This is a genomic window from Knoellia sp. Soil729 (genome assembly GCF_001427985.1).
Taxonomy (GTDB): Bacteria; Actinomycetota; Actinomycetes; order Actinomycetales; family Dermatophilaceae; genus Knoellia.
In genome coordinates this window covers 1,366,421-1,386,019 of sequence record NZ_LMSA01000002.1, presented here as the reverse complement: position 1 = coordinate 1,386,019, position 19,599 = coordinate 1,366,421, and the positions used below count along the sequence as shown (strand labels likewise).

23 protein-coding genes and 2 pseudogenes are annotated in these 19,599 nt (G+C 70.8%); 5 read left to right on the top strand and 20 right to left on the bottom strand.

The window, feature by feature from the left end; genetic code table 11:
- Positions 1-128 precede the first annotated feature (128 nt).
- From ASG74_RS11525 to ASG74_RS17945, 4 genes and pseudogenes are all read right to left on the bottom strand, one after another.
- Positions 129-707 (bottom strand): signal peptidase I, encoded by a 579-nt coding sequence (locus tag ASG74_RS11525; RefSeq protein WP_056143043.1) that lies wholly within the window; start codon positions 705-707, stop codon positions 129-131.
- Between the two features lie 153 nt (positions 708-860).
- Positions 861-1,415, bottom strand: a complete 555-nt coding sequence (locus ASG74_RS11520) for a TasA family protein (protein ID WP_056143040.1) — start codon at positions 1,413-1,415, stop codon at positions 861-863.
- A 208-nt stretch (positions 1,416-1,623) separates the two neighbouring features.
- Positions 1,624-2,781, bottom strand: coding sequence for an FAD-dependent oxidoreductase (locus ASG74_RS17950; RefSeq protein ID WP_442910085.1), 1,158 nt, complete (start codon positions 2,779-2,781; stop codon positions 1,624-1,626).
- Positions 2,732-2,851, bottom strand: a pseudogene (locus ASG74_RS17945) (hypothetical protein); the annotation flags it as partial. The gene ASG74_RS17950 and the pseudogene ASG74_RS17945, both read right to left, overlap by 50 nt.
- Positions 2,852-3,111: 260 nt before the next feature.
- Here ASG74_RS17945 and ASG74_RS11505 point away from each other — a divergent pair.
- Positions 3,112-3,594 (top strand): hypothetical protein, encoded by a 483-nt coding sequence (locus tag ASG74_RS11505; protein WP_056143034.1) that lies wholly within the window; start codon positions 3,112-3,114, stop codon positions 3,592-3,594.
- Here ASG74_RS11505 and ASG74_RS11500 read toward each other — a convergent pair.
- The 3 genes and pseudogenes from ASG74_RS11500 to ASG74_RS11495 all read right to left on the bottom strand — a co-directional run bounded on the left by ASG74_RS11500 (position 3,566) and on the right by ASG74_RS11495 (position 4,661).
- Positions 3,566-3,979, bottom strand: coding sequence for a PPOX class F420-dependent oxidoreductase (locus ASG74_RS11500; protein WP_056143030.1), 414 nt, complete (start codon positions 3,977-3,979; stop codon positions 3,566-3,568). The two genes, ASG74_RS11505 and ASG74_RS11500, sit on opposite strands and share 29 nt — an antisense overlap.
- Before the next feature lie 65 nt (positions 3,980-4,044).
- Positions 4,045-4,260, bottom strand: a pseudogene (locus ASG74_RS16965) (UBP-type zinc finger domain-containing protein); the annotation flags it as partial.
- A gap of 23 nt (positions 4,261-4,283) precedes the next feature.
- Entirely contained in the window at positions 4,284-4,661 is a 378-nt protein-coding gene (locus tag ASG74_RS11495) for a DUF1304 domain-containing protein (RefSeq protein ID WP_056143026.1), read from the bottom strand.
- An 86-nt stretch (positions 4,662-4,747) separates the two neighbouring features.
- Between ASG74_RS11495 and ASG74_RS11490 the strand changes: the two genes are divergently transcribed.
- Complete coding sequence (locus ASG74_RS11490; RefSeq protein WP_156465386.1) at positions 4,748-6,982, top strand: catalase; 2,235 nt, start codon at positions 4,748-4,750, stop codon at positions 6,980-6,982.
- A 73-nt stretch (positions 6,983-7,055) separates the two neighbouring features.
- On the opposite strand, the gene ASG74_RS11485 is transcribed toward ASG74_RS11490, so the two are convergent.
- The 3 genes from ASG74_RS11485 to ASG74_RS11475 are packed head-to-tail and all read right to left on the bottom strand — an operon-like array spanning position 7,056 to position 9,303.
- Complete coding sequence (locus tag ASG74_RS11485) at positions 7,056-7,913, bottom strand: biotin-dependent carboxyltransferase family protein (RefSeq protein WP_056143023.1); 858 nt, start codon at positions 7,911-7,913, stop codon at positions 7,056-7,058.
- A complete protein-coding gene (locus ASG74_RS11480; protein ID WP_056143019.1) occupies positions 7,910-8,527 on the bottom strand; it encodes a 5-oxoprolinase subunit B family protein in 618 nt (205 codons plus the stop codon). Before ASG74_RS11480 ends, ASG74_RS11485 begins: the two co-directional genes overlap by 4 nt.
- Positions 8,524-9,303, bottom strand: coding sequence for a LamB/YcsF family protein (locus ASG74_RS11475; RefSeq protein ID WP_056143016.1), 780 nt, complete (start codon positions 9,301-9,303; stop codon positions 8,524-8,526). Before ASG74_RS11475 ends, ASG74_RS11480 begins: the two co-directional genes overlap by 4 nt.
- A 388-nt stretch (positions 9,304-9,691) precedes the next feature.
- Here ASG74_RS11475 and ASG74_RS11470 point away from each other — a divergent pair, with 388 nt between their 5' ends.
- Positions 9,692-9,895: a cold-shock protein gene (locus tag ASG74_RS11470; protein WP_009777120.1), complete on the top strand. Its 204-nt coding sequence runs from the start codon at positions 9,692-9,694 to the stop codon at positions 9,893-9,895.
- An 84-nt stretch (positions 9,896-9,979) separates the two neighbouring features.
- Here ASG74_RS11470 and ASG74_RS11465 read toward each other — a convergent pair whose 3' ends face one another.
- Together ASG74_RS11465 and ASG74_RS11460 are read right to left on the bottom strand one after the other, a co-directional pair.
- Positions 9,980-10,528: a glycine cleavage system protein R gene (locus ASG74_RS11465; RefSeq protein ID WP_056143014.1), complete on the bottom strand. Its 549-nt coding sequence runs from the start codon at positions 10,526-10,528 to the stop codon at positions 9,980-9,982.
- A gap of 23 nt (positions 10,529-10,551) precedes the next feature.
- Positions 10,552-11,031, bottom strand: coding sequence for a pyridoxamine 5'-phosphate oxidase family protein (locus ASG74_RS11460; protein ID WP_056143011.1), 480 nt, complete (start codon positions 11,029-11,031; stop codon positions 10,552-10,554).
- A gap of 211 nt (positions 11,032-11,242) precedes the next feature.
- Here ASG74_RS11460 and ASG74_RS11455 point away from each other — a divergent pair, with 211 nt between their 5' ends.
- Both ASG74_RS11455 and ASG74_RS11450 read left to right on the top strand, forming a co-directional pair.
- On the top strand, positions 11,243-12,424 hold the full coding sequence (locus tag ASG74_RS11455) for a zinc-dependent alcohol dehydrogenase (protein ID WP_056143008.1): 1,182 nt from the start codon (positions 11,243-11,245) through the stop codon (positions 12,422-12,424).
- On the top strand, positions 12,421-13,446 hold the full coding sequence (locus ASG74_RS11450; RefSeq protein WP_056143005.1) for an SDR family NAD(P)-dependent oxidoreductase: 1,026 nt from the start codon (positions 12,421-12,423) through the stop codon (positions 13,444-13,446). Before ASG74_RS11455 ends, ASG74_RS11450 begins: the two co-directional genes overlap by 4 nt.
- Here ASG74_RS11450 and ASG74_RS11445 read toward each other — a convergent pair.
- The 8 genes from ASG74_RS11445 to ASG74_RS11410 all read right to left on the bottom strand — a co-directional run bounded on the left by ASG74_RS11445 (position 13,440) and on the right by ASG74_RS11410 (position 19,556).
- Positions 13,440-14,117 carry a response regulator transcription factor gene (locus ASG74_RS11445; RefSeq protein ID WP_056143002.1) on the bottom strand — a complete coding sequence of 226 codons (678 nt, stop codon included), beginning with the start codon at positions 14,115-14,117 and terminating at the stop codon, positions 13,440-13,442. The genes ASG74_RS11450 and ASG74_RS11445 overlap by 7 nt on opposite strands.
- Before the next feature lie 96 nt (positions 14,118-14,213).
- A complete protein-coding gene (locus tag ASG74_RS11440; protein WP_235498904.1) occupies positions 14,214-14,912 on the bottom strand; it encodes a glycosyltransferase in 699 nt (232 codons plus the stop codon).
- A complete protein-coding gene (locus tag ASG74_RS11435; protein WP_056143000.1) occupies positions 14,909-16,276 on the bottom strand; it encodes a bifunctional PIG-L family deacetylase/class I SAM-dependent methyltransferase in 1,368 nt (455 codons plus the stop codon). The genes ASG74_RS11440 and ASG74_RS11435 overlap by 4 nt, the downstream gene beginning before the upstream one ends.
- Positions 16,273-17,364, bottom strand: coding sequence for an acyl-CoA dehydrogenase (locus ASG74_RS11430; RefSeq protein ID WP_235498903.1), 1,092 nt, complete (start codon positions 17,362-17,364; stop codon positions 16,273-16,275). Before ASG74_RS11430 ends, ASG74_RS11435 begins: the two co-directional genes overlap by 4 nt.
- Positions 17,365-17,512: 148 nt before the next feature.
- Positions 17,513-17,893 carry a hypothetical protein gene (locus tag ASG74_RS11425; RefSeq protein ID WP_056142995.1) on the bottom strand — a complete coding sequence of 127 codons (381 nt, stop codon included), beginning with the start codon at positions 17,891-17,893 and terminating at the stop codon, positions 17,513-17,515.
- Entirely contained in the window at positions 17,890-18,432 is a 543-nt protein-coding gene (locus tag ASG74_RS11420; RefSeq protein WP_056142992.1) for a hypothetical protein, read from the bottom strand. The genes ASG74_RS11425 and ASG74_RS11420 overlap by 4 nt, the downstream gene beginning before the upstream one ends.
- Positions 18,433-18,522: 90 nt before the next feature.
- Positions 18,523-19,284, bottom strand: a complete 762-nt coding sequence (locus ASG74_RS11415; protein ID WP_268766034.1) for an NAD-dependent epimerase/dehydratase family protein — start codon at positions 19,282-19,284, stop codon at positions 18,523-18,525.
- Between the two features lie 17 nt (positions 19,285-19,301).
- Complete coding sequence (locus ASG74_RS11410; protein WP_056142987.1) at positions 19,302-19,556, bottom strand: DUF6582 domain-containing protein; 255 nt, start codon at positions 19,554-19,556, stop codon at positions 19,302-19,304.
- Positions 19,557-19,599 lie beyond the last annotated feature (43 nt).

Here is a 19,599-nt window from a genome sequence, read left to right as displayed (position 1 = left end):
TCGTCGGTGGTGGTGGCAGGAGCTCTGGCGTTGTGCTCAACGCTAGTTCGAAGGGCTCCACTGCTCTTCCACGGAAGTCCCCCAGAAGTTGCCCGCTTTGCTACGGCGATCCGAACCCGGGGGGCAGGTCAGGGGTGGGCAGGGGCGCCGCTGCGGCGGCCCGGGGAACGCCGGCCCTGAGCCGGTCGCAGGGCAAGGAGGAGGTCGCGCAGGGCGATGAGAGCGATGACGCCCGCGGGCACGCCGATGACGAGCATCCGCACCTGCGGGTTGGCCAGGGCGATGAAGCCGTAGCCGACGTAGGGGACGGCCTGCGCCACGACCGGCTGGTCCCCCGAGGCCAGGCTGAAGCTCCACGGGTCGGGATCGGGGTTGGCGTCACCCTGGGTGCCGAAGACGGTGCTGCCGTCCTTGCCGGGCGCCTTCGTGATGATGCGGTGGGTCACGAGCGTCGAGACGCCGCTGGCCGGCGGAGGCAGGTAGGTGATGACGTCCCCGATGACGAGGTCCTTGACGGGGACGGGCTTCTCGAAGACGACCGAGCCACGCTCGATCGTGCCCGACATGGAACCGCCGGTGATGACGTAGTGCTGGTAGCCCAGCAGCCCGGGGACGACGTAGGCGAGGCCGGCCAGGGTGGTGACGAGCAGGAGGATGGAGCCGAGCACTCGCACGCAGCGGCGGGCGGTCTGGACGAAGCGGTGCATCTGAAGGCTCCTTCGGTGGTGGGGCGGGCGGTGTAGCGGCCTAGCGGTGAAGCGGTGAAGCGGTGGGGCAGCTGGGCCGGTGGCAGGGCGTCCGGTGCGGACGCCCTGCCTCAACCCGGGAATCGATCGTGCTCAGGAGTCAGGACTCAGGAGTCAGGACTGGTCGAAGGTCTTCGCGCTCTGCTGGACCGAGTCCCACTGGAACGTGGCGTTGGCCGTCTTGTTCTGCTCGGTGTTGGGGGTGGCCGCGTCAAGGGTGACCGTGAAGCGGTAGGTGTTCGCGGCACCGGGGAGGAACTCACCGAGGGTGTTGGCCGCACCGTCGACGAGGGCGCCGAAGTTGCCGGACCAGACCAGCTTGTTGGTCGTGACGTTGGTGATGGCGAGCTTGAGGTAGTTGTCACCGGTGGTCTTGTCACCGAACGTGTTGGCCGAGGAGAGCTCGGTGAAGCCGAAGTCGGCCGGGAGGGTGCCCGTGTTGGTGATGGTGACCGAGCCGATGACGGTGTCGCCCGGCTTCATGTTGGTGAGGTTGAAGATCGCGGCCTTGTCCTTGGAGTTCGACTGCGTCAGCGAGCCGGCGGTGACGGTGCTGATGGTGTTGCCCGAGGTGGAGGTGAAGGTCGCACCGGAACCGACGGCGATGGCGCCGGCGATGGTGAGGGTGGCGAGCGGGACGAGGATCTTCTTGGTGCGGCTGATGCTCATGTCGTTCTCCTGGATCGAGTCGATCGGGGTGATCCCGATGCCGTGGGGTTGATTAGAAGAACGCTACGGAGCGCCGTTCCACAGGACTCCCACGCGATGTCCCCCGGTTCTCCCCACTTCGGAACGCGATGGCTACTGCTGGGTACCCACTGCCGCAAACTTCCCCATTGCGCGACATCACCTCGGCAGGACGAGGCACCACCAGGGGTCAGAGATCCTGCGTACTCGCCTGCAGCGGCTCGGTGGCCGGCCCGTGCAGCACCGAGCCGTCGAGCGCGAAGCGCGACCCGTGGCAGGGGCAGTCCCGGGAACGCTCGGCGTCGTTGAACGCCACCACGCACCCGAGGTGGGTGCAGTGTGCGCTGACGGAGTGCACCTGACCAACCTCGTCGCAGTAGGACGCCACCAACCGGCCACCGACCCGCCCGACGCGGGACTCGCCCGGCACCAGTGAGCTCGAGGAACCGTCACGCAGTGCCGCAGCGGCGATGTCGCCCAGGAGGTGCCGGGCCACGACGGCGTTGTCCTTGGCGACCCCCGGGACCTGGTCGAGGCCGAGGCGGCCCGGGTCGCAGAGAGCAGCCCAGTGCTCGTCGGCACGGCCCAGGATGAGGTCGGCGACGAGCCGTCCGCCCGCCGTACCGCCGGTCATGCCCCACAGGCTGAAGCCGGCCGCCACCCAGAGGTGCTGCGCGCCGGGCAGCAACGGCCCCACGAGGGGGACGCCGTCAGGGGTCACGAGGTCGTGCGCCGACCACCGGTGGGTGATGTCGGTGACGCCGAAGTGCGTCGACGCGAAGTCCGCGAGCGCGGCATACCGGCTCTGCACGTCGCTCGTGGTTCCCGTGCGGTAGTTCTCACCACCCACGAGGATGCGCCGTCCGCCGTTGCCGTCCGGCACCGTCCGCACGGAGCGCGACTCGCTCGTGCAGAGGTATGCCGCGTGCGGGGCCTGCGCTGCGTCCACCGGTCCGCTGACGACCAGGTCGCGCTCGGGTTCCAGGCGCGCGAAGAACCCGCCCCGGTCCGGGATCGGGAAATGGGTGGCGATGACGACGCCGTTGGCCTCCACCCGCTGGTCGCCCACCACGACCGTGCGCCCCTGACCCTCCACTTCGGTGACACGGCAGCCCTCGACGATGACCCCGCCGGCGCGCTCGATGCCCTCGGCGAGGTGGAGCAGCCACCGACGAGGGTGGAACTGCGCCTGGTTCGCCATCCGCGCCACCACCGCGACCGGGACCGGGAGGTCGGGCGCCGCATTGGCCGCTGACCCCGCTCGCGACCTGGGCGGCCTCGAGCACGAGCACGCTGCGGCCGCCGAGGACGAGCTCGTGGGCGGCGGTGAGTCCGGCGATCCCGGCACCGACGATGACGACGTCAGCCGTCGTGGGGAGCGGACGTCCCGAGCGGTCCGGTCCCGGTGCGGTGTCCATCCACCATGACTGCGGTGCGGGTAGCTCCACGACTGTCCTCCCTCCGGCCCCCGTCAGGCCCCTCCCAGCACCCTGCCATCTCCGGCGGGTTCCCGGTGGCGAGGCGCCCGGCCCACCCGCGCGCATGGCCACTTCGCACGCGGGAAGCCAGCGCGGGTGAGAGGCTGGACCCGTGATGCCTCACCTCGTCCCAGTGCCCGGCAGCCCCGTGCCCGGTGGCACGTGCGTTGCCATCCTCGACTCGCCCTCGGGCCACTGACATGGCGTCCTTCAGCGCGAAGAAGACGTCCGAGGCGACGGTCGACCACCCACGTGACCTCGTGTGGGAGGTCCTCACCGACCCGGCGACGGTGGCGAAGCTGACCCCGATGGTCCGCTCGATCACCGCCGAGGGTGACCTGTGGCACTGGCAGCTCGCCAGGATCGCCGTCCTGGGCCAGTCGTTCGAGCTGGGCTTCACCGAAGCGATGTCCTACGACCCGAAGTCACGCATCAGCTTCTCCCACAGCCCTCGCGGTGACGAGCGGGCCGGGACCGAGGGCCGCTACGACCTCAGCGACGCTCAGGGGAAGGCGTCGACCCACCTGCGGATCGAGCTCGCCGTCACCGTGGACCTGCCCTTCCCCCGCCTGGCGAAGCCGGCCATCCAGGCGACGATGCAGGGCGTCCTCGCGGCCATGGGATCCGGCTTCTCGCGGTCGATCGAGAAGGAGCTCAGGACGCGAGCAGCACGAGGCCAGTGATCACGACGGCTGCTCTGGGCTTGCGCCCGGGCAGCAGGTCGAGCGCCGGCTCGACCACGGTGAGGGCGCGGTACCACCAGCCGTACTTCGCGCCGACGGCCTTCTTCACCCGCGCAATGGCCGCAGCGTCGCGGTGCACGCTGGCCCGGCCGGCATACCGCGGAGCGTTGGGCGCGACAGTGCCGCGCACGGTGCACGGACGCAGCTCGACGCGCGCGGTGTGGGCGAGACGCTTGGTCTTGCCGGTGTCGTCGAGGGTCACGACGAGGAGGTCGTCGCCGTCCGGTGCGATCCAGACGGGCGTGGAGACCGGCGAACCGTTGCGCCGGAACGTCGTCAGCTCGACGTACCGCTGCTCGCCGATCGTTCTCGTGGCGTCAGTCATGGTGGTGTATGCCGTCCGCTCAGGTGGAGATGAGATCGCGCCAGTTCTCGGGGACGCGCCCACGGGAAGCTCGCGATGATCGGGTGGCCGGTCTGCCGGTAGTGCGCAGTCGCGTGCTGGCCGGGTGAGCTGTCGCAGCAGCCGACGTGCCCGCAGGCCGCGCAACGGCGCAGGTGCACCCACCACCCCTGTGCCTCGGTGCATTCGGCGCAGCCTGGACCGGACGCAGGCACCGTCGGGTCGAGGTCCTCGAACTCCGTGAAGGTCGAGAGCTCGGGCATGGCTCGACGCTACTCCGCCGTGGTCAGCCCAGCGCCAGGGCGACGATCGCGAGGGCCGGCGCCAGCCCCTGGATGAGGGCGGGGCGCAGCTTGCTCCGATCGCTGGTCACGAGGACGAGCGCGGCCGCCACCATGGAGCCGCAGGCGGAGTACAGGAGGGCAGCGGAGACGTCGTCGGACCCGCTGATGCCCACGACGATGCCGATGGCGGCGATGACCGCGAGGAAGAGGTTGTAGAAGCCCTGGTTGTAGGCCATCGGCTTGGTGACCTCGGCCTGCTCCGGCGACGTGCCGAAGACGGCACGCGTCGCCGGGGCGGTCCACGCCAGGGACTCGAGGCGGAAGATGTAGACGTGGATGAGGCCCGCGAGACCGGCCAGGACGAACGCGACGGTGGTCATCCGGTGAGCCTATGGGCGCGGCACGGAGGTTCCCGGCCCGCCTGCTGGGTAAGGGACGGGTGCACCCCTCCCGCCGATCCGCAGCGATGGCGGTCGCCTGTGCCCACACCGACGACAGGAGCAGCACCGTGGAAGAACCGAAGACCCCGCCCACCGTGGAGGAGCCGACGACCCCGCACGAGCCGTTCCCGCCGGCGCCCGACCAGGCCGCACCGGAGACCGTCAGCGCCACGGGCAAGCCGACCGGCGCTCCGCCGACGGCTCGCAGCCAGTCAGGCGCCTACCTCACGACCGCCGGCGGCGTGCGCCTCCCGGACACCGACCACTCGCTCAGGGCCGGCACCCGTGGACCCACCCTGCTGCAGGACCACCACCTGCGCGAGAAGATCACCCACTTCGACCACGAGCGCATCCCTGAGCGGGTCGTGCACGCCCGTGGAGCCGGAGCCCACGGCGTCTTCCGGGGCTACGGCAAGGCCTCCTCGGTGACCCGAGCCGCGTTCCTGTCGGCCGAGGTCGAGACCCCCGTGTTCGTCCGGTTCTCGACGGTCCTCGGGTCGCGTGGCTCGGCCGACACCGTGCGCGACACCCGCGGTTTCGCGGTGAAGTTCTACACGCAAGAGGGCACCTTCGACCTGGTCGGCAACAACATGCCGGTCTTCTTCATCCAGGACGGGATCAAGTTCCCCGACATCGTCCACGCGGCGAAACCGCACCCTGACCGCGAGATCCCGCAGGCGCAGTCGGCCCATGACACCTTCTGGGACTTCGTCAGCCTGCACACCGAGGCCCAGCACCACACCATGTGGAACATGTCCGACCGCGGCATCCAGGCGTCCTACCGCACCATGGAGGGCTTCGGGGTCCACACCTTCCGGCTCGTCAACGAGGCCGGGGAGACGACGCTCGTGAAGTTCCACTGGAAGCCCAAGCAGGGCGTGCACTCCCTCGTCTGGGAGGAGGCTCAGCTCACCGCGGGCGGCGACCCGGACTTCCACCGTCGCGATCTCGCTGACGCGATCGAGGCCGGCAACTTCCCGCAGTGGGAGCTCGGGATCCAGACCTTCCCCGACACCCCGGAGGAGACCTTCGAGGGCATCGACCTGCTGGACCCGACGAAGCTCGTCCCCGAGGAGCTGGCCCCGGTGCAGCCCATCGGACTGATGACGCTGTTCGCCAACCCGACGAACTTCTTCGCCGAAACCGAGCAGGTCGCCTTCCACGTCGGGCACCTGGTGCCCGGCATCGACGTGACCAACGACCCGCTCTTGCAGGTCCGGTTGTTCTCCTACGTCGACACCCAGCTCACGCGTCTGGGCGGGCCCAACTTCGAACAGCTGCCGATCAACCGGCCGCACGCCCCGGTCAACGACATGCTGCGCGACGGGTTCCACCAGCACGCCGTCCACGCCGGCGTCGCGCCCTACCGCCCGAACTCCCTCGACGGCGGGTGCCCCTTCGAGGCCGGCGCCGACGTGGGTGGCTACGTGGAGGTGCCCGCCGTCGTCGTCGAGGGCGTGAAGGAGCGTGCGCTCGCCCGCTCCTTCGATGACCACTTCTCGCAGGCGCGGTTGTTCTACCACTCGATGACGCCGGTGGAGCAGGACCACATCGTCGGGGCCTACTCCTTCGAGCTCGGCAAGTGCTACGAGCAGGCCGTGCGCGAGCGCCAGCTGCAGTGCCTGGCCAACATCGATGCCGACCTGTGCTCCCGCGTGGCTCAGGCGCTCGGTCTGCCCGCCCCCGAGCCGACGGTCGAGCACGCGGACGTCAAGCCCAGCCCAGCCCTCTCCCAGATCGGCACGCCCTTCCCCGTCGCCGGCCGCAAGGTCGGCGTGGTGGTGGACGACGACAGTGACACCGCCACGGTCGGGGCCTTCGTGGAAGCCGCCACCGGGCTTGGTCTCATGCCGTTCGTCGTCGCGCCCCACGGGGGTGCCGTCGGGGACCTCACCGCCGACCGCACGTGGGCGACCGCCCGCTCGTTCGAGTACGACGCCATCGTGATCGCCGGTGCGCTGCCACCCACGCCCGACGCCGTGGTCGGGGTGGACGCACGGGCGGGGGCCGCCTCCCCCAAGGGCGCGAGCGTCGACCCCAGGATCCCGGTCATGGTGTCGGAGGTCTGGCGGCACAGCAAGGCCATCGGGCTACTGGGCGAGGCCGGCGCGGACGTCCTTGCGGCGGCCGGCGTCCCCACGGACGGTGCTGGCATCACGAGCGAGTCGGATGGGGCTGCTCTGGCCCAGAAACTCGCCGAGCAGCTCGCGCTGCACCGGGTGTGGGAGCGCTTCCCCGCCGCTTCCGCCCCCGCCGGCTGACGAGCCACCGCCGGAGGATCGCCCGGACGTGCCCCTCTCGACCAGGGGGTCACGTCCGGGTCCGCCATTGAGCTCAGATCGGTGGACGGACGTCGAAGCGCACCGCCTGACCGGGTCGCAGCTGGGCGGCCACGGCGATGTCGTCGGGGTGGAGGACCGCGATGACCGGGTACCCACCGGTCACGGGATGGTCCGCCAGGAACACGACCGGGTGCCCATCGGGCGGGACCTGCACCGAGCCCTCGACCATGCCCTCGGACGGCAGCTCGTCCGTGCGCGAGCGCTCGAGCACGGGCCCGTCCAGCCGAACGCCGATGCGGTCGGAGGACGAGGTCACCTCGTGGCGACTGCGGCCGAGCACCATCAACGCATCGGGGGCGAACCAGTCCACACGGGGCCCGGGCACGACCCGCAGCACCGGCTCGTCGGGCAGCTGCCGCACCGGAGCCACGTCCACACCGGGCTGCGCGGTGCACGCCCGCCCCACGACAAGGAGGTCGCCGTCGCGCACCGGCGTCGGGCCCAGGCCGGACAGGAGGTCCGTGGCGGCGGACCCGAGCACGAGCTCGCACTCGAACCCACCACGTACGGCGAGATAGGTGCGCACCCCGCGTGACGGCATACCGAGCTCGAGCACGTCCCCGGCGGCGAGCGAGAGGGGAGCACACATGTCGCTCCCCCGGCCGTTGACGCGAACGGTGCAGGGTGCACCGGTCAGCGCCACGGTGAGCGGACCGGTGGCCCGCAACGCCGTCCCACCGAAGGTGACCTCCAGCGCGGCCGCACCCTCGTCATTGCCGACCAGCCGGTTGGCCAGCCCCAGACTCGGCCGGTCGACCGCGCCGGATCGCCCGACGCCGAGATGGGCGAGCCCCGGCCGGCCGAGGTCCTGCATCGTCGTGAGCGGCCCGGCCCTGAGCACCTCGATCATGACCCCGCCTCGGTGAAGCGCACGGGCGCACCGGGCGTGAGCAGGGCCGGGTTCTCGCGACGGAGATCCCACAGCACGCTGTCGGTGCGGCCGATGAGCTGCCAGCCGCCGGGCCCCTCACGCGGGTAGATTCCTGTGAACTCGCCTGCGAGAGCGACCGAGCCCGCGGGCACGCGAGTGCGGGGAGTGTCCCGCCGAGGGACGACGAGAGCGGGGTCGCCACCGGCGATGTAGGCGAAACCGGGAGCGAAGCCGGTGAACGCGACGACGTGGTCGGCCGCCTGGTGCCGCCGCACCACCTCGTCGGCCGGTATGCCGGTCAGCTCGGCGACCTCCGCGAGGTCCTCGCCGTCGTAGGTCACCTCGATGACCACCTCCGGGACGGGGTGCGCAAGACCCGCCTCCGCTGCTCCGGCCCGGGTCACCGCGGCGACGAGGTCCGACCGGCTCGTCGTGGCGTCGAAGGTCAGGAGCAGCGTGCGCGCGGCAGGAACGAGGTCGATGACGCCGGCGGGTCGCGAGGCCTCGAGAGAGCGGTGCAGGGCCATGACGTCCTCGAGGTCCTCGCACTCGACGAGCAGGCCGTCGTGACCCGCGACGAGCATCCGTCTCATGACGACGACGGTACGAACGACGTGATCGCGATGCCAGCCGCCTCGAGCTCGCGCCGCACGGCGGCCGCGACTGCGACGGCTCCCTCGGTGTCACCGTGGACGCAGATCGACTGCGCCGCAACGGTGACGACCGACCCGTCGACGGCCACGACGGTGCCATCGGTGACGAGCCGGACGCAGCGCGCCGCGATCTGGGCCGGGTCGTGGAGGACGGCTCCCCGCTCGCGACGCGACACGAGCAGCCCCTCGGAGGTGTAGGCACGGTCGGCGAACGCCTCCGCGACCCCGGTGAGCCCCGCACCGCGAGCTGCCGCGAGCAGCTCGGAGCCCGCCAGCCCGACGAGAGGCAGCGAGCGGTCATAGAGGTCGACGGCCTCGGCGACCGCATCGGCCGTGGCACGGGTGGACGCGGCATCGTTGTAGAGCGCACCGTGCGGCTTGACGTAGGCGACTCGTGCACCCTCGACGCGGGCGATGCCGTCCAACGCGCCGATCTGGTAGATCACCTCGTCGACGAGCTCGCCCGGTTCGACGTCGATGTGGCGTCGCCCGAAGCCAGCGAGGTCGCGGTAGCCGACCTGCGCGCCGATGACGACGCCCCGTTCGGCGGCCTGCGCGCACACGCGCCGCAGGATGCTCGGGTCACCCGCGTGGAAGCCGCACGCGACGTTGGCGCTCGTGACCAGACCGAGCATGGCCTCGTCATCGCCCAGGCTCCAGCGGCCGAAGCCTTCGCCGAGGTCGCTGTTGAGGTCGATGACGGAAGTCGCGGTCATGACCACAACGTAGGCCGAGGTCGCGGTTGCCAACCACTTCCCGGACTCGCTGGGCCCACGCGCGCCCACGGCATACGGACGCCTTGTCCCGTCGGGACGAACGGTCACAGAACCGTTGTCCCGCAGCATGCACCGATTTCTTGCGCGCAGACTGTCCACGTCCAGAGCGACGTATGCCGGATGGGCCGCTGGGACATTCCGCGGCACTCAATAGGTCCCAGGGCACGAAGACTGCTACCGTCATCCCTGTTGCCTTTCAGTCCACGTCCGCGTGGCCGACACGACCGAGTAGCCACGCGAAGGTTCGCGTGGGTCCTGCGGGGGTGAAGTATCGGCGGCATGAGTGCTCCACACGGGAGTTCTCGCACTACAGAAAAGGCAACACCAAGTGGCAACCGGCACCGTGAAGTGGTTCAACAGCGAAAAGGGCTTCGGCTTCATCGAGCAGGACGGCGGCGGCGCCGACGTCTTCGTTCACTACTCGGCCATTGAGAGCGGCGGCTACCGCGAGCTCCAGGAAGGCCAGAAGGTCGAGTTCGACGTCACGCAGGGCCCCAAGGGCCCGCAGGCTGAGAAGGTCAAGGGCATCTGACCCTTCACCACCTTCGAGACATCTGATCTCAGCGAAGGCCCCCTGACCCTTGTGGTCGGGGGGCCTTCCGCTGTCCGCGGTGGCTCAGGCCTCGGCAGTTGCGTCGTGGGGTGAAAGGGTCAGGTCCACCTGGATCTCGCTGGCCAGCTGCTCGAGATCTGCGCGCAGGGCATCGAGGTCGACCTGCGCCGGGACGGCGACGAGGGCCGACGCCTCGAAGAGCCGCCCACCGGTCATGGGCGCGTCCCGCGTCAGGCTCTGGAGGTCGGCCACGCTGAGGTGGTGACGGGCGAGGACGCCCGAGACGGCGCCGACGATGCCCGGGCGGTCGTTGCCGAGGAGCTCGATGCGCAGGTCGCGTCGCGGCTCGGCATCCGCCGCCGGACCACGGTCGGCGGAGCCGTCGTGCACCGTGACGTCGAGCAGCCCGTCGAGGGGCGCGAGCGCAGCGCGCAGTGCGTCGACTCGCTCCGGTGGGACCGTGACCGTGACGATGCCCGCGAACTTGCCGGCCAGCTCACTGAGGTGGCTGCGCTCCCAGTTGCCACCGCCCTGCTCGATGACGTCGGCCAGGGCCTTGACGAGCCCGGCGCGGTCGTTGCCGATGACGGTGAGGACGAGTGTGGTGGTCACCTGCTGATCGTAGCCAGCCGGCGTCAGAGCGGGACGACTCCGCTGTCGCCGAGGTCGGGGTCCGACTTGGTCACCGCGCCCTTGACCATCTGGACGAGCATGGCCGCCTTGCCGGGCGACTCCCAGTACTCCGCCGTCTCCGCGTCCACCTGGAGCAGGCCGGAGTTCGGGTCCTGCGCGTCGCCCTCCATGAACGCCGACGCCGAGGGGTCCCACAGCTCCTCGAGCTTGGCCCGGTCCGTGTTGACCGAGGCGGTCCCCGCGAGGGACACCCAGCCGGCGTCGCTGGCGTAGGCGACGTTGACCTGGGGACGCTGCCGGATGGCGGCCACCTTGTCGCTGTCGAGCTCGGTGATGAACCACACCGTCGACGGGCTCTCGAAGTCCTGGGTCCCCAGCGGCGTGGACACGAGGAGGCCGTCGTCGTTGACGTAGGTCAGGACGGCGATCCGGGTCTCCCTCATGATCTCGGCGACGAGGTCCTGCGGTGTCTTGTCGGTCATGGTGACTCCTGTCGTAGCGGACGGGCTGGTCGCTCTGCCAGCGTAGGCGAGCGGCGTCCCCGCAGGTCTGGGACGCGGTGCCCGACCGCGGCCACCGCGAGCGCTGACGCGTAGGACCCTCGACAGCGGGGTACGGGGCAGGTGGGACCACTGGTCCCCTCCTCAGCAGACGACGTGGCCCACCCGGCGTGGGACCGTGAAAGGACACTCCATGAGGGCACTGACCTGGCAGGGCAAGCACGACGTGCGAGTCGAGGACGTCCCCGACCCGCGGATCGAGGAGTCGACCGACGCCATCATCAAGGTGACCTCGACGGCCATCTGCGGCTCCGACCTCCACCTCTACGAGCCCCTCGGCCCCTTCCTCTCGCGCGGGGACGTCCTGGGCCACGAGACCATGGGCGTGGTCGAGGAGGTGGGCGGCGACGTCACCCACCTCGCGCCCGGCGACCGCGTCGTCATCCCGTTCAACATCTCCTGCGGCCACTGCTGGATGTGTGAGCGTGGCTTCACCGCGCAGTGCGAGACCACCCAGGTGCGTTCGCAGGGCAAGGGCGCGGCGCTCTTCGGCTACACCGAGCTCTACGGCTCCGTACCCGGAGGCCAGGCGGAGTACCTGCGCGTGCCGCAGGCCCAGTTCGGCCCGATCCCGGTGCCCTCCGGGGTTCCTGACGAGCGCTTCCTCTACCTCTCGGACATCCTGCCCACGGCGTGGCAGGGAGTGGAGTACGCCGAGGTGCCCTCGGGCGGCAGCCTGGGCGTGATCGGGCTGGGTCCCGTCGGGCTCATGGCCGTCGCCATCGCGGCGCACCGTGGGCTCACGGTGATCGGTGTCGACAACGTGCCCGAGCGACTGGCCCGTGCACAGGCCATGGGTGCGACGGTGATCAACACCGACGACACCGACGACGTGCCCGCCGCCATCCGCGACCTCACCGACGGCAGGGGCGTCGACGGGTCCCTGGACGCGGTGGGGATGGAGGCGCACGGTGCACCGGTGGCGGAGACGGCGATCAAGGCCGTCGGGTTCGTGCCGGACGCCTTGGCCAAGCCGATGATGAAGACGATGGGGATCGACCGGCTCGCTGCCCTGCGCACCGCCATCGGCGCGGTCCGCCGCAGCGGGACGGTCTCGATCAGCGGTGTCTACGGCGGCATGGCCGACCCGATGCCGATGATGGAGATCTTCGACAAGGGCCTGTCGCTGCGGATGGGCCAGTGCCACGTCAAGCGGTGGATCGACGACATCGTCCCCGTCGTCCTCGAGGACGGGGACCCGCTGGGACTCGAGTCCTTCGCCACGCACCGTCTCCCCCTCGAGGAGGCGCCGGGTGCCTACGCGATGTTCCGCAACAAGGAGGACGGCTGCATCAAGGTCGTGCTCAAGCCATGACGCCGGTGGCTCTCGTGGCCGGAGCCTCACGGGGTCTGGGCCTGCTCATCTGCGCCGAGCTGGTGGCGCGTGGCCATCGGGTCCACGGCTGCGCTCGTGACCGCGCCGAGCTCGACCGCGCCGAGCAGCTCGTCAACAGTGGTGAGGTCGGTCCGGCCATCGACCCAGCGGACGGTCGGGAGCGCGGCCAGCTCGTGGGGCACGTCTGCGACGTCACCGACGCGGAGGCGGTGGCGGCCTGGGTCGCGGACGTGCAGGCAGCCGAGGGCCGGGTCGACGTTGCCATCCACGTCGCCGGCATCATCCAGGTGGGACCGGTCGAGTCGACCACCCTCGGGCACTTCCGCGACGCGATCGACACGATGCTGCTCGGCCCGGTCCACCTCTGCCTCGCCGTGCTGCCGACGATGCTCGAGGCAGGTTCCGGGCGCATCGGTGTCGTGACCTCGGTCGGTGGGGTCGTGTCGGTGCCGCACCTGCTGCCCTACTCGGTGGCGAAGTTCGGCGCCGTGGGGCTGAGCGAGGGCCTGCAGTCCGAGCTCAGCGGCACGGGGGTCACGGCGACGACGATCGTGCCCGGCCTCATGCGCACCGGTGGACACGTGCACGCCCGGTTCGTCGGGGACGCGGCCAAGGACTACGCGTGGTTCGCGCCGGGTGCGTCCCTTCCCCTGCTCTCGGTCTCGGCCGAGCGTGCCGCACGACGCATCGTCGACGCCGTGCTGGCGGGCCGCTCCCAGGTGGAGCTCACCCCCCTGACGTGGGTGGGGCGGCGCGTGCACGGGCTCGCTCCCGGCACGACGTCGCGCCTGCTCGGCCTGGTCGCGCGGGCGCTGCCCCACGGTGAGCGGGATGCACCGTCCATGACGGACGCTGCAGGGCACGTCGAGGGTGTGCAGGCGCGCCGCATGCTCGGGTCCAGGATCGTCAACGCGGTGAGCGTGCTCGGTGACGCCGCGGCTCGTCGCCACAACGAGACCGGCCCTCGCGACTCGCGAAGCCAGGTCGACGGGAGTCAGTAGTCGTTGGCCGCGGGAGGCGGCGGCGCCACGATCCTCATCCGGGTCGGCGCCATCCCGTGGTCGATGCCCCAGAGCACTGCCTGGCTGCGGCTGCTCACGCCCATGGTCCGGTAGGCCGAGCGGATGTAGGACTTCACCGAGTTGATGCTGAGGTAGGTCCGCTCGGCGACCTCGTTGTTGCTCAGGCCCATCGTCACGAGGGCGATGATCTCGGACTCCCGCGGCGTCAGCCCCTCGTCCCGGCCGGGCCACTCGTTCGAGGCGAGATCAGGGTTCTCGGCAATGGGGACGAGGTCCGGGGAGCCGTGGTGGGCCCGGGTCAAGGCGTCCACGAGGCCCGGTGCGTCGAGGGACTTCGGGATGGCCGCGTGCACTCCGCGCGCTCTGGCCGAGGCGATGAGGTCGTCGGTGAGCAGCCAGGTGAACAGCACGACCCGGCCGATGTCCGGGTTCGTGCAGAGCGCGTCGAGGTCGTCAGCGTCGAAGCCCGTGCGGGTGAAGGTGTCATAGAGCGCGATGTCCACCGGCCGTGTCACCGGCACGTCGACATCGAGCTCGACGACCTCGACGACGTCGGCGAACGGCTCCAGCATCGCCGCGATGCCGCGCACGATGACCTCGTGGTCGTTGACCAGCGCCACCGTCAGGGGCGCGCTCGTCCGCAGCGTCATGTCCGCAACCCTACGCGGCGGCCGGGGCCGCAACGTGGCCGTTGCGCAGGCCGGCGCACCCGCTCCTGCGGGCACGGTTCGGCCGAGGGTGTTTCCTCAGCCCACCTCGTCCTCGAGCGAGGCGAGGTAGTCGGCAAAACCAGCGCGACACCGACCGGTCCGGCGGGCCGACGAGGCGACTCTCACGGTGTCGGTCGCCACCCATCGGGCGGAGTGCGCGCGAATGCGCCGGACGAGGTCGACGTCCTCGTCGGACTCCATCGGCCGGAAGCCGCCCACCTCGAGGTAGGCGCTTCCTCGCAACCCGAGGTTTGCGCCGTGGACGTGGGGGTGGCCCTCGATGAGGTGGTGACGTGCTCGCCACTCCGCCAGGACGGACGTGTCGGTCAGACCCAGGGGTTCGACCGTGCCGATGACGACGTCGTGGACCTCGGACAGCTCCACCTGACCGGTGAGCCAGTGCGCCGGCACGACGGTGTCCGCATCGGTGCAGGCGATCCAGAGATCGTCGGCGCCGACGTCCATCAGGGCCGCCGTCTCCAGTGCCTCACGGATCCCGGCGTGGCGGGTTGCCCCCACGTTGCCGTGGTCGACGGTCACCCTTCGCACCCCGGCGTGTCCGACCACCTCCGCCGACCTGTCGACACAGCGATCGAGCACGACGGTGACGTCGACCCGCAGGCCGGGACGCGAGCGGCGCAGCTCCGCGCAGGCCACCTCGAGGCTCTCGAGGCAGCGAGGAAGCAGGCGTTCCTCGTCACGGGCCGGAACCACGACCTGCACGGCACGGATCACTGCGGGACCTCATAACCGTCGAGAAGGACGTCCTCCTCGACATGGGTGAGCACCGACCACGCACCGCAGATCGCCCGAACCTGGTCATGGACAGCCGGTCCGTCCAGAGGGATGTCCTTCGTGGGATGGCGCCAGTCCACGAGCAACAGCTCACCGCCCTGCCGGAGCCGCGCGAGGAGCCTGCCCATGGTGAGCCACAGCTCGATGGGGCTGAGGAAGTAGCCGACCTCGGAGATGACGATGAGGTCGAGGGGACCGTCAATCTCCTCGAGGACCGACGGCGCCTCCCCGTGCACCCACGTGATGCCGGTGTCGGACGCTCGCTGCGCCACCTCGAGAGCCCGCCGGCTCACGTCGACCGCGACGACCTCGTCGGCCCGTGCTGCCAGGCCGCGCGTGAGGGCGCCGGTCGAGCAGCCGAGGTCGAGCACCCGCCCGTACCGTTCACGCCGCAGGGCTGCGAGAGTGAGCGCCCGCTTGCGGCGTTCGTACCAGCTGTGACTCGACCAGGGGTCGTCACCGTCGGCGAACATCTCGTCGAAGGTCGAGTCACGCCCACTCACTGGGGCCGCATCGGCGAAGGGCTCGTGCCCGGGCAGCAGCAGCGTCGTGAAACCGCGCCTGGAGGGGGCCAGAACCCCCTCGGTCAGCAGCGCCTCGTCGCCGACCGCGGGCGACAGTGGCGACACCTGGCTCTGATGCCGCGCCAGAGCGAGGTCGCGTCGTCGGAGCCCGTCCTTCGTGGCGTCGAAGACCACTGCGTCGGACCAGGGGAGCTGGTCCGGCCCGCTCCAGTGCCAGAACCAGACGAGGTAGTGCGCCATCCCCGGGGACCCCTCGCCATCGGCACGAGCAGCAGCGACCGCGGCCGCCGCGCCCGCACCGGCCGCATCATGGTCCGGGTGTCCGTCCGCGACCCACGGGGCGATGACAAGGGTGCGCGGCCCGATGAGCTCACGCACCGACGCGACGATGGGGTCGTGGCGCTCACCCAGCCCTCCGTCCGCCAGCTGGGCGTGGACCACTCGTGCCGCGGGCGCGAGGATGACGGCTGCGTGGTCGGCCTCCACACGGCGGCGACGCGCCATCTCGTCGGGGCTCACCGTGGGTGACAAGGGGTGTGACGCCTCGCCATCGGTGAGGACGAGCACGGTCACCTCGAGGCCGAGGTCTGCGACATCGGCGATGAACGCTCCTGCGCCAAGGCATTCGTCGTCGGGATGGGCTGCGATGACAAGAAGATGGTCGTATGCCGTGAGCATGGCCTTCGCCGTCGGCGCCGCGACGGTGGCCCACCGGTCGTCCTTCACCCACCGAAGCTCACCGTCGGGGTGGTCCAGACGCTGCGGAGCGGCCCGCGTCATGCCCGACCCCCGAGGAGCAGGGTTCCGCTGCGGACGAGGTCGCGCTCGCCGTGGTGCTGGCGGACATAGACGGTGAGGTCCGCGACACGACGGGCGTGCTCCTCCCGGAAGGTCAGCGGCGCAGGTCCGAGAGCCCGGGCCGTCTCGGTGAGGGCGAGCTCGGCTGCGGCCGCGGCGGCGTTGCGGGCCCGGGCAGCCACGAGCTCGCCCGCGTTCCCCAGGGCCATACCGGCGTCGATCGCAGCAGCCGCAGCCCGCAGCTCGAGCTCGGCTGCGCGCAGGGCTCCGTCGAGGCGGCCTAGGTGCAGCATCGCGACCTGGTCCGGTGTGCGGCTCCGCGCCCCGGCGAGCACGGCTTGGGCGAGCGCCGATGCCGCTCCGAACCAGACAGCCGCCACGGCGATCCCGCCCCACGAGAAGCCTGGACGGGAGAGGTACCACCCCACCGGTCCGACGGGGGTCGCGGGGACGGCATGCAGGTGGAGGCCAGTGCTGCGAACCGCCGCGAGGCCGCGCGACACCCAGGGGGCGTCCGCAAGGCGCACACCGGGGTGGGAGAGATCGACCACGAAGGCGCGACGCCTCTCGTCGTCCACGTGGGCGGTGATGATGGCGTGGCTGACCCGGTCGGCGAGCGAGCACCACGGCTTGCTCCCACTCAGGGACCACTCCCCGTCGGCCACAGTGGCCAGCAGGCGTTCGCCGGGCGCGTGGGCGGCATACACCCCCCAGGTGCTGCTCGGTGACGGCGTCAGCCCCGGCAGTCCGCCTGCGAAGTCATGGCCGTCGGCCTCAGCCGCTTGGGCAAGGATGGTCAGGGCATCCAGGTGCGGCTCGATGACGCGGGCCACCGTGAGGTCGCCCGCGCCGAGCGAGCCCAGGACCCGGAGGTAGGCCCACGTGGTCCTGCCCAGCCACGAGGAGTCGGGGCTCACGTTGCGTGCCAGCGCGAGGGCCGCGTCGACGTCGGGGCCGGCGGTGCGGGCGGCTGCGACCATGTTGGCGTCGGCCCAGTCGAGGAAGGTGAACTCGAGTCTCACCTCACGCGGGCTCGGCGTGGTGGCACTCGCTCTGGAGGTGTCGACCACAACGAGCTCCTTGGATCGGTGATGGATGACTTGCATCCCGGCGGGCGACTCATTCTGGCCCCTGGGCCCGGCCGTCCAAGAACTCCGACCGCCCCTGGTGCGACATGGTTGTCCCGCTGTCGTTGGGTCGCGACCAAACGGAGGAGCGTCAGCCCACGAGCTCGCGCAGTGCTTCGGGCCGGGCGACCGTGAGGGTGGCGGCCGGATGCCGGATCGTTCGGGTCGGGTCGATGGCCGGCACGGGGCGGACGAACTGGACGCAGAGGGCCCGCTCCCCGTTGGTCGCGAAGGTGACGCCGCGGTCGGCGAACGACAGGTGGGGCGGGCCCGCGGTCTTGAGCCAGGCGAAGTTCCCGGTGATCTCGGTGCCGGCGATGTTGTCGAGTCCGGTCACGAGCCGCCATGGGCCGAAGTGCACGCGCAGCTCCTCCCGCGTCACCTCGACGAACGCGGAGGACGGTCGGATGCCGAAGGCCAGGGCGGGGAGGCGGTAGGCCGGCGCGAAGTCGAACTCGAAGCGCGTGCTCATGACCGCCGCAGCAGCGACATCGGCCGGTCGAGAAGACCTGCCACGCCACGCTGCTGCTCACCGAGGTAGGCGTCGAGGACGAGAAGCGCCCCCGTGGTGGCGGGTGTGGCCCACTGCAGCCACCGCATCCGCCGGGACAGGTCCTCGGCTCGACGCCGGGCGGCCAGGTCCTCCTCGCTCGCCTCCTGGGCCTCTCCGAGGCGCGCCCCGTTGAGGTAGGCCGCCGCACTGGCGGCGACCGCAGCACCGGTCAGGGCCGTCTTGAGGACGACCGCGGCCGTGGTCGGCGGGTGGAGCACGGTCCGACGCCTGTTGTCGGCGAGGATGGCCAGGCCGCTCACGAGGTGCAGGCCGATCGCGCCTCCTTGGACCGGCCCCCACGAGCGCCAGCCGCGGTCGGCGATCTCGGAGCGCTCACGGGGGGTGTCACCCTCCTGGGCGGCGGGGTTGACGGCGACGGCACCCGCGAGCGAGCCGCCGAACCAGGCGGCATTCGTCACGAGGTGCAGGGCACGGACCGTGGTGCTGTAGGCAGTCATCCTTCGACCGTAGGCGCGCGCAGGTACGGGCGCTCCACCCCAAAGGGCGAAGTCGGCAGCAAAGGCCCGACGACAGCGGCCCTCAGCCGCTCAGGACCCGACCGGCCAGTCGTCGCGCACGTCGCCTCCGCCCTCGACCACCGTCTCGCTCCGGCCCGACGCGTCCTCCCAGGAGTCCTTGGGCCGGTAGCCGAGGTCGAGCATCGTGCTGGTGAGGTCCCAGCGGCGGTTGGGATTGTCCGAGACGACGTAGTAGACGCCGTGGCGGACCTCGGCCTCGATCGCCCGGCGGAAGGCCTGCTCGGTGTCGTCCTCGCTGAGCCACATCGCGTGCAGGATCTCCTCGTCCGCGAGCATCGGGTCCTCCGAGCACCACCCGATGCGCAGGGAGATGACGTCGAGGCCGTGCTCGTCGTGGTAGAAGCGACCGAGGGTCTCGCCGAACACCTTGGAGACGCCGTAGAGCGAGTCGGGTCGCGGCAGGTGGTGCGGGTAGACCGGCCACTCCTGCAACCGGTCGTACATCCCCATCGCGTGGTTCGAGGAGGCATAGACGACTCGGCGCACACCAGCCTCGCGGGCGGCCTCGAGCACGTTGCGGTAGCCGACGATGTTGGCGGCCAGCACCGCGTCCCAGTCGGCCTCGGGCGAGGCTTCCCCGGCCAGGTGCAGGACCGTGTCGACGCCGTCCATGAGCGGCGCCACGTCCTCGTAGCTCGTGAGGTCGGCCCGCTCGAGCCCGTGCTCCTGCTGAGCGCTGCGCGGGGTGCGGCCGTGCTGGACGAGGTCGTAGTCGTCGTCGAGGCGTGCGGCGAGGAGCAGCCCGATGGTCCCGGTCGCGCCGGTGAGCAGAATCCGCCTGCGCGCACTCAGGAGGAGGCCGCCTTCATGACCTCGTCGTCGTCCGAGAGCTCGATGTCGTGGTCCTTGGCAGCCTTCTTGATCGACTTGGCCGCCTTCTTCTTCTCGGATGCGGAGTCGAAGTTGGTCTGTCCGAAGCGCGCCACGGCGTTGCGCACGTGCGACTCGTCGTGGATCGGCAGGTGCCGCTCACCGTCCTTGTCGACGTACGCAAAGTCCGAGTCGTCCAGCTTGTCGCGTCGGTCCTCGCTCAGCTCGGCCATCAGTCCTTCTCCTTCAGCGAAGTCGCGCGGAACCGACGGGGCC

What these genes read in the sequence shown, in the direction of transcription:
- ASG74_RS11445 (WP_056143002.1), bottom strand. Translation starts at nt 14,117, where the DNA reads ATGACGCTGCGGACGAGCGCGCCCCTGACGGTGGCGCTGGTCAACGAC.
- ASG74_RS11490 (WP_156465386.1), top strand. Translation starts at nt 4,748, where the DNA reads ATGGCGGTCGCCTGTGCCCACACCGACGACAGGAGCAGCACCGTGGAA.
- ASG74_RS11460 (WP_056143011.1), bottom strand. Translation starts at nt 11,031, where the DNA reads ATGACCGACAAGACACCGCAGGACCTCGTCGCCGAGATCATGAGGGAG.
- ASG74_RS11435 (WP_056143000.1), bottom strand. Translation starts at nt 16,276, where the DNA reads ATGACGCGGGCCGCTCCGCAGCGTCTGGACCACCCCGACGGTGAGCTT.
- ASG74_RS11480 (WP_056143019.1), bottom strand. Translation starts at nt 8,527, where the DNA reads ATGAGACGGATGCTCGTCGCGGGTCACGACGGCCTGCTCGTCGAGTGC.
- ASG74_RS11420 (WP_056142992.1), bottom strand. Translation starts at nt 18,432, where the DNA reads ATGACTGCCTACAGCACCACGGTCCGTGCCCTGCACCTCGTGACGAAT.
- ASG74_RS11410 (WP_056142987.1), bottom strand. Translation starts at nt 19,556, where the DNA reads ATGGCCGAGCTGAGCGAGGACCGACGCGACAAGCTGGACGACTCGGAC.
- ASG74_RS11505 (WP_056143034.1), top strand. Translation starts at nt 3,112, where the DNA reads ATGGCGTCCTTCAGCGCGAAGAAGACGTCCGAGGCGACGGTCGACCAC.
- ASG74_RS11520 (WP_056143040.1), bottom strand. Translation starts at nt 1,415, where the DNA reads ATGAGCATCAGCCGCACCAAGAAGATCCTCGTCCCGCTCGCCACCCTC.
- ASG74_RS11425 (WP_056142995.1), bottom strand. Translation starts at nt 17,893, where the DNA reads ATGAGCACGCGCTTCGAGTTCGACTTCGCGCCGGCCTACCGCCTCCCC.
- ASG74_RS11475 (WP_056143016.1), bottom strand. Translation starts at nt 9,303, where the DNA reads ATGACCGCGACTTCCGTCATCGACCTCAACAGCGACCTCGGCGAAGGC.
- ASG74_RS11455 (WP_056143008.1), top strand. Translation starts at nt 11,243, where the DNA reads ATGAGGGCACTGACCTGGCAGGGCAAGCACGACGTGCGAGTCGAGGAC.
- ASG74_RS11500 (WP_056143030.1), bottom strand. Translation starts at nt 3,979, where the DNA reads ATGACTGACGCCACGAGAACGATCGGCGAGCAGCGGTACGTCGAGCTG.
- ASG74_RS11495 (WP_056143026.1), bottom strand. Translation starts at nt 4,661, where the DNA reads ATGACCACCGTCGCGTTCGTCCTGGCCGGTCTCGCGGGCCTCATCCAC.
- ASG74_RS11525 (WP_056143043.1), bottom strand. Translation starts at nt 707, where the DNA reads ATGCACCGCTTCGTCCAGACCGCCCGCCGCTGCGTGCGAGTGCTCGGC.
- ASG74_RS11450 (WP_056143005.1), top strand. Translation starts at nt 12,421, where the DNA reads ATGACGCCGGTGGCTCTCGTGGCCGGAGCCTCACGGGGTCTGGGCCTG.
- ASG74_RS11485 (WP_056143023.1), bottom strand. Translation starts at nt 7,913, where the DNA reads ATGATCGAGGTGCTCAGGGCCGGGCCGCTCACGACGATGCAGGACCTC.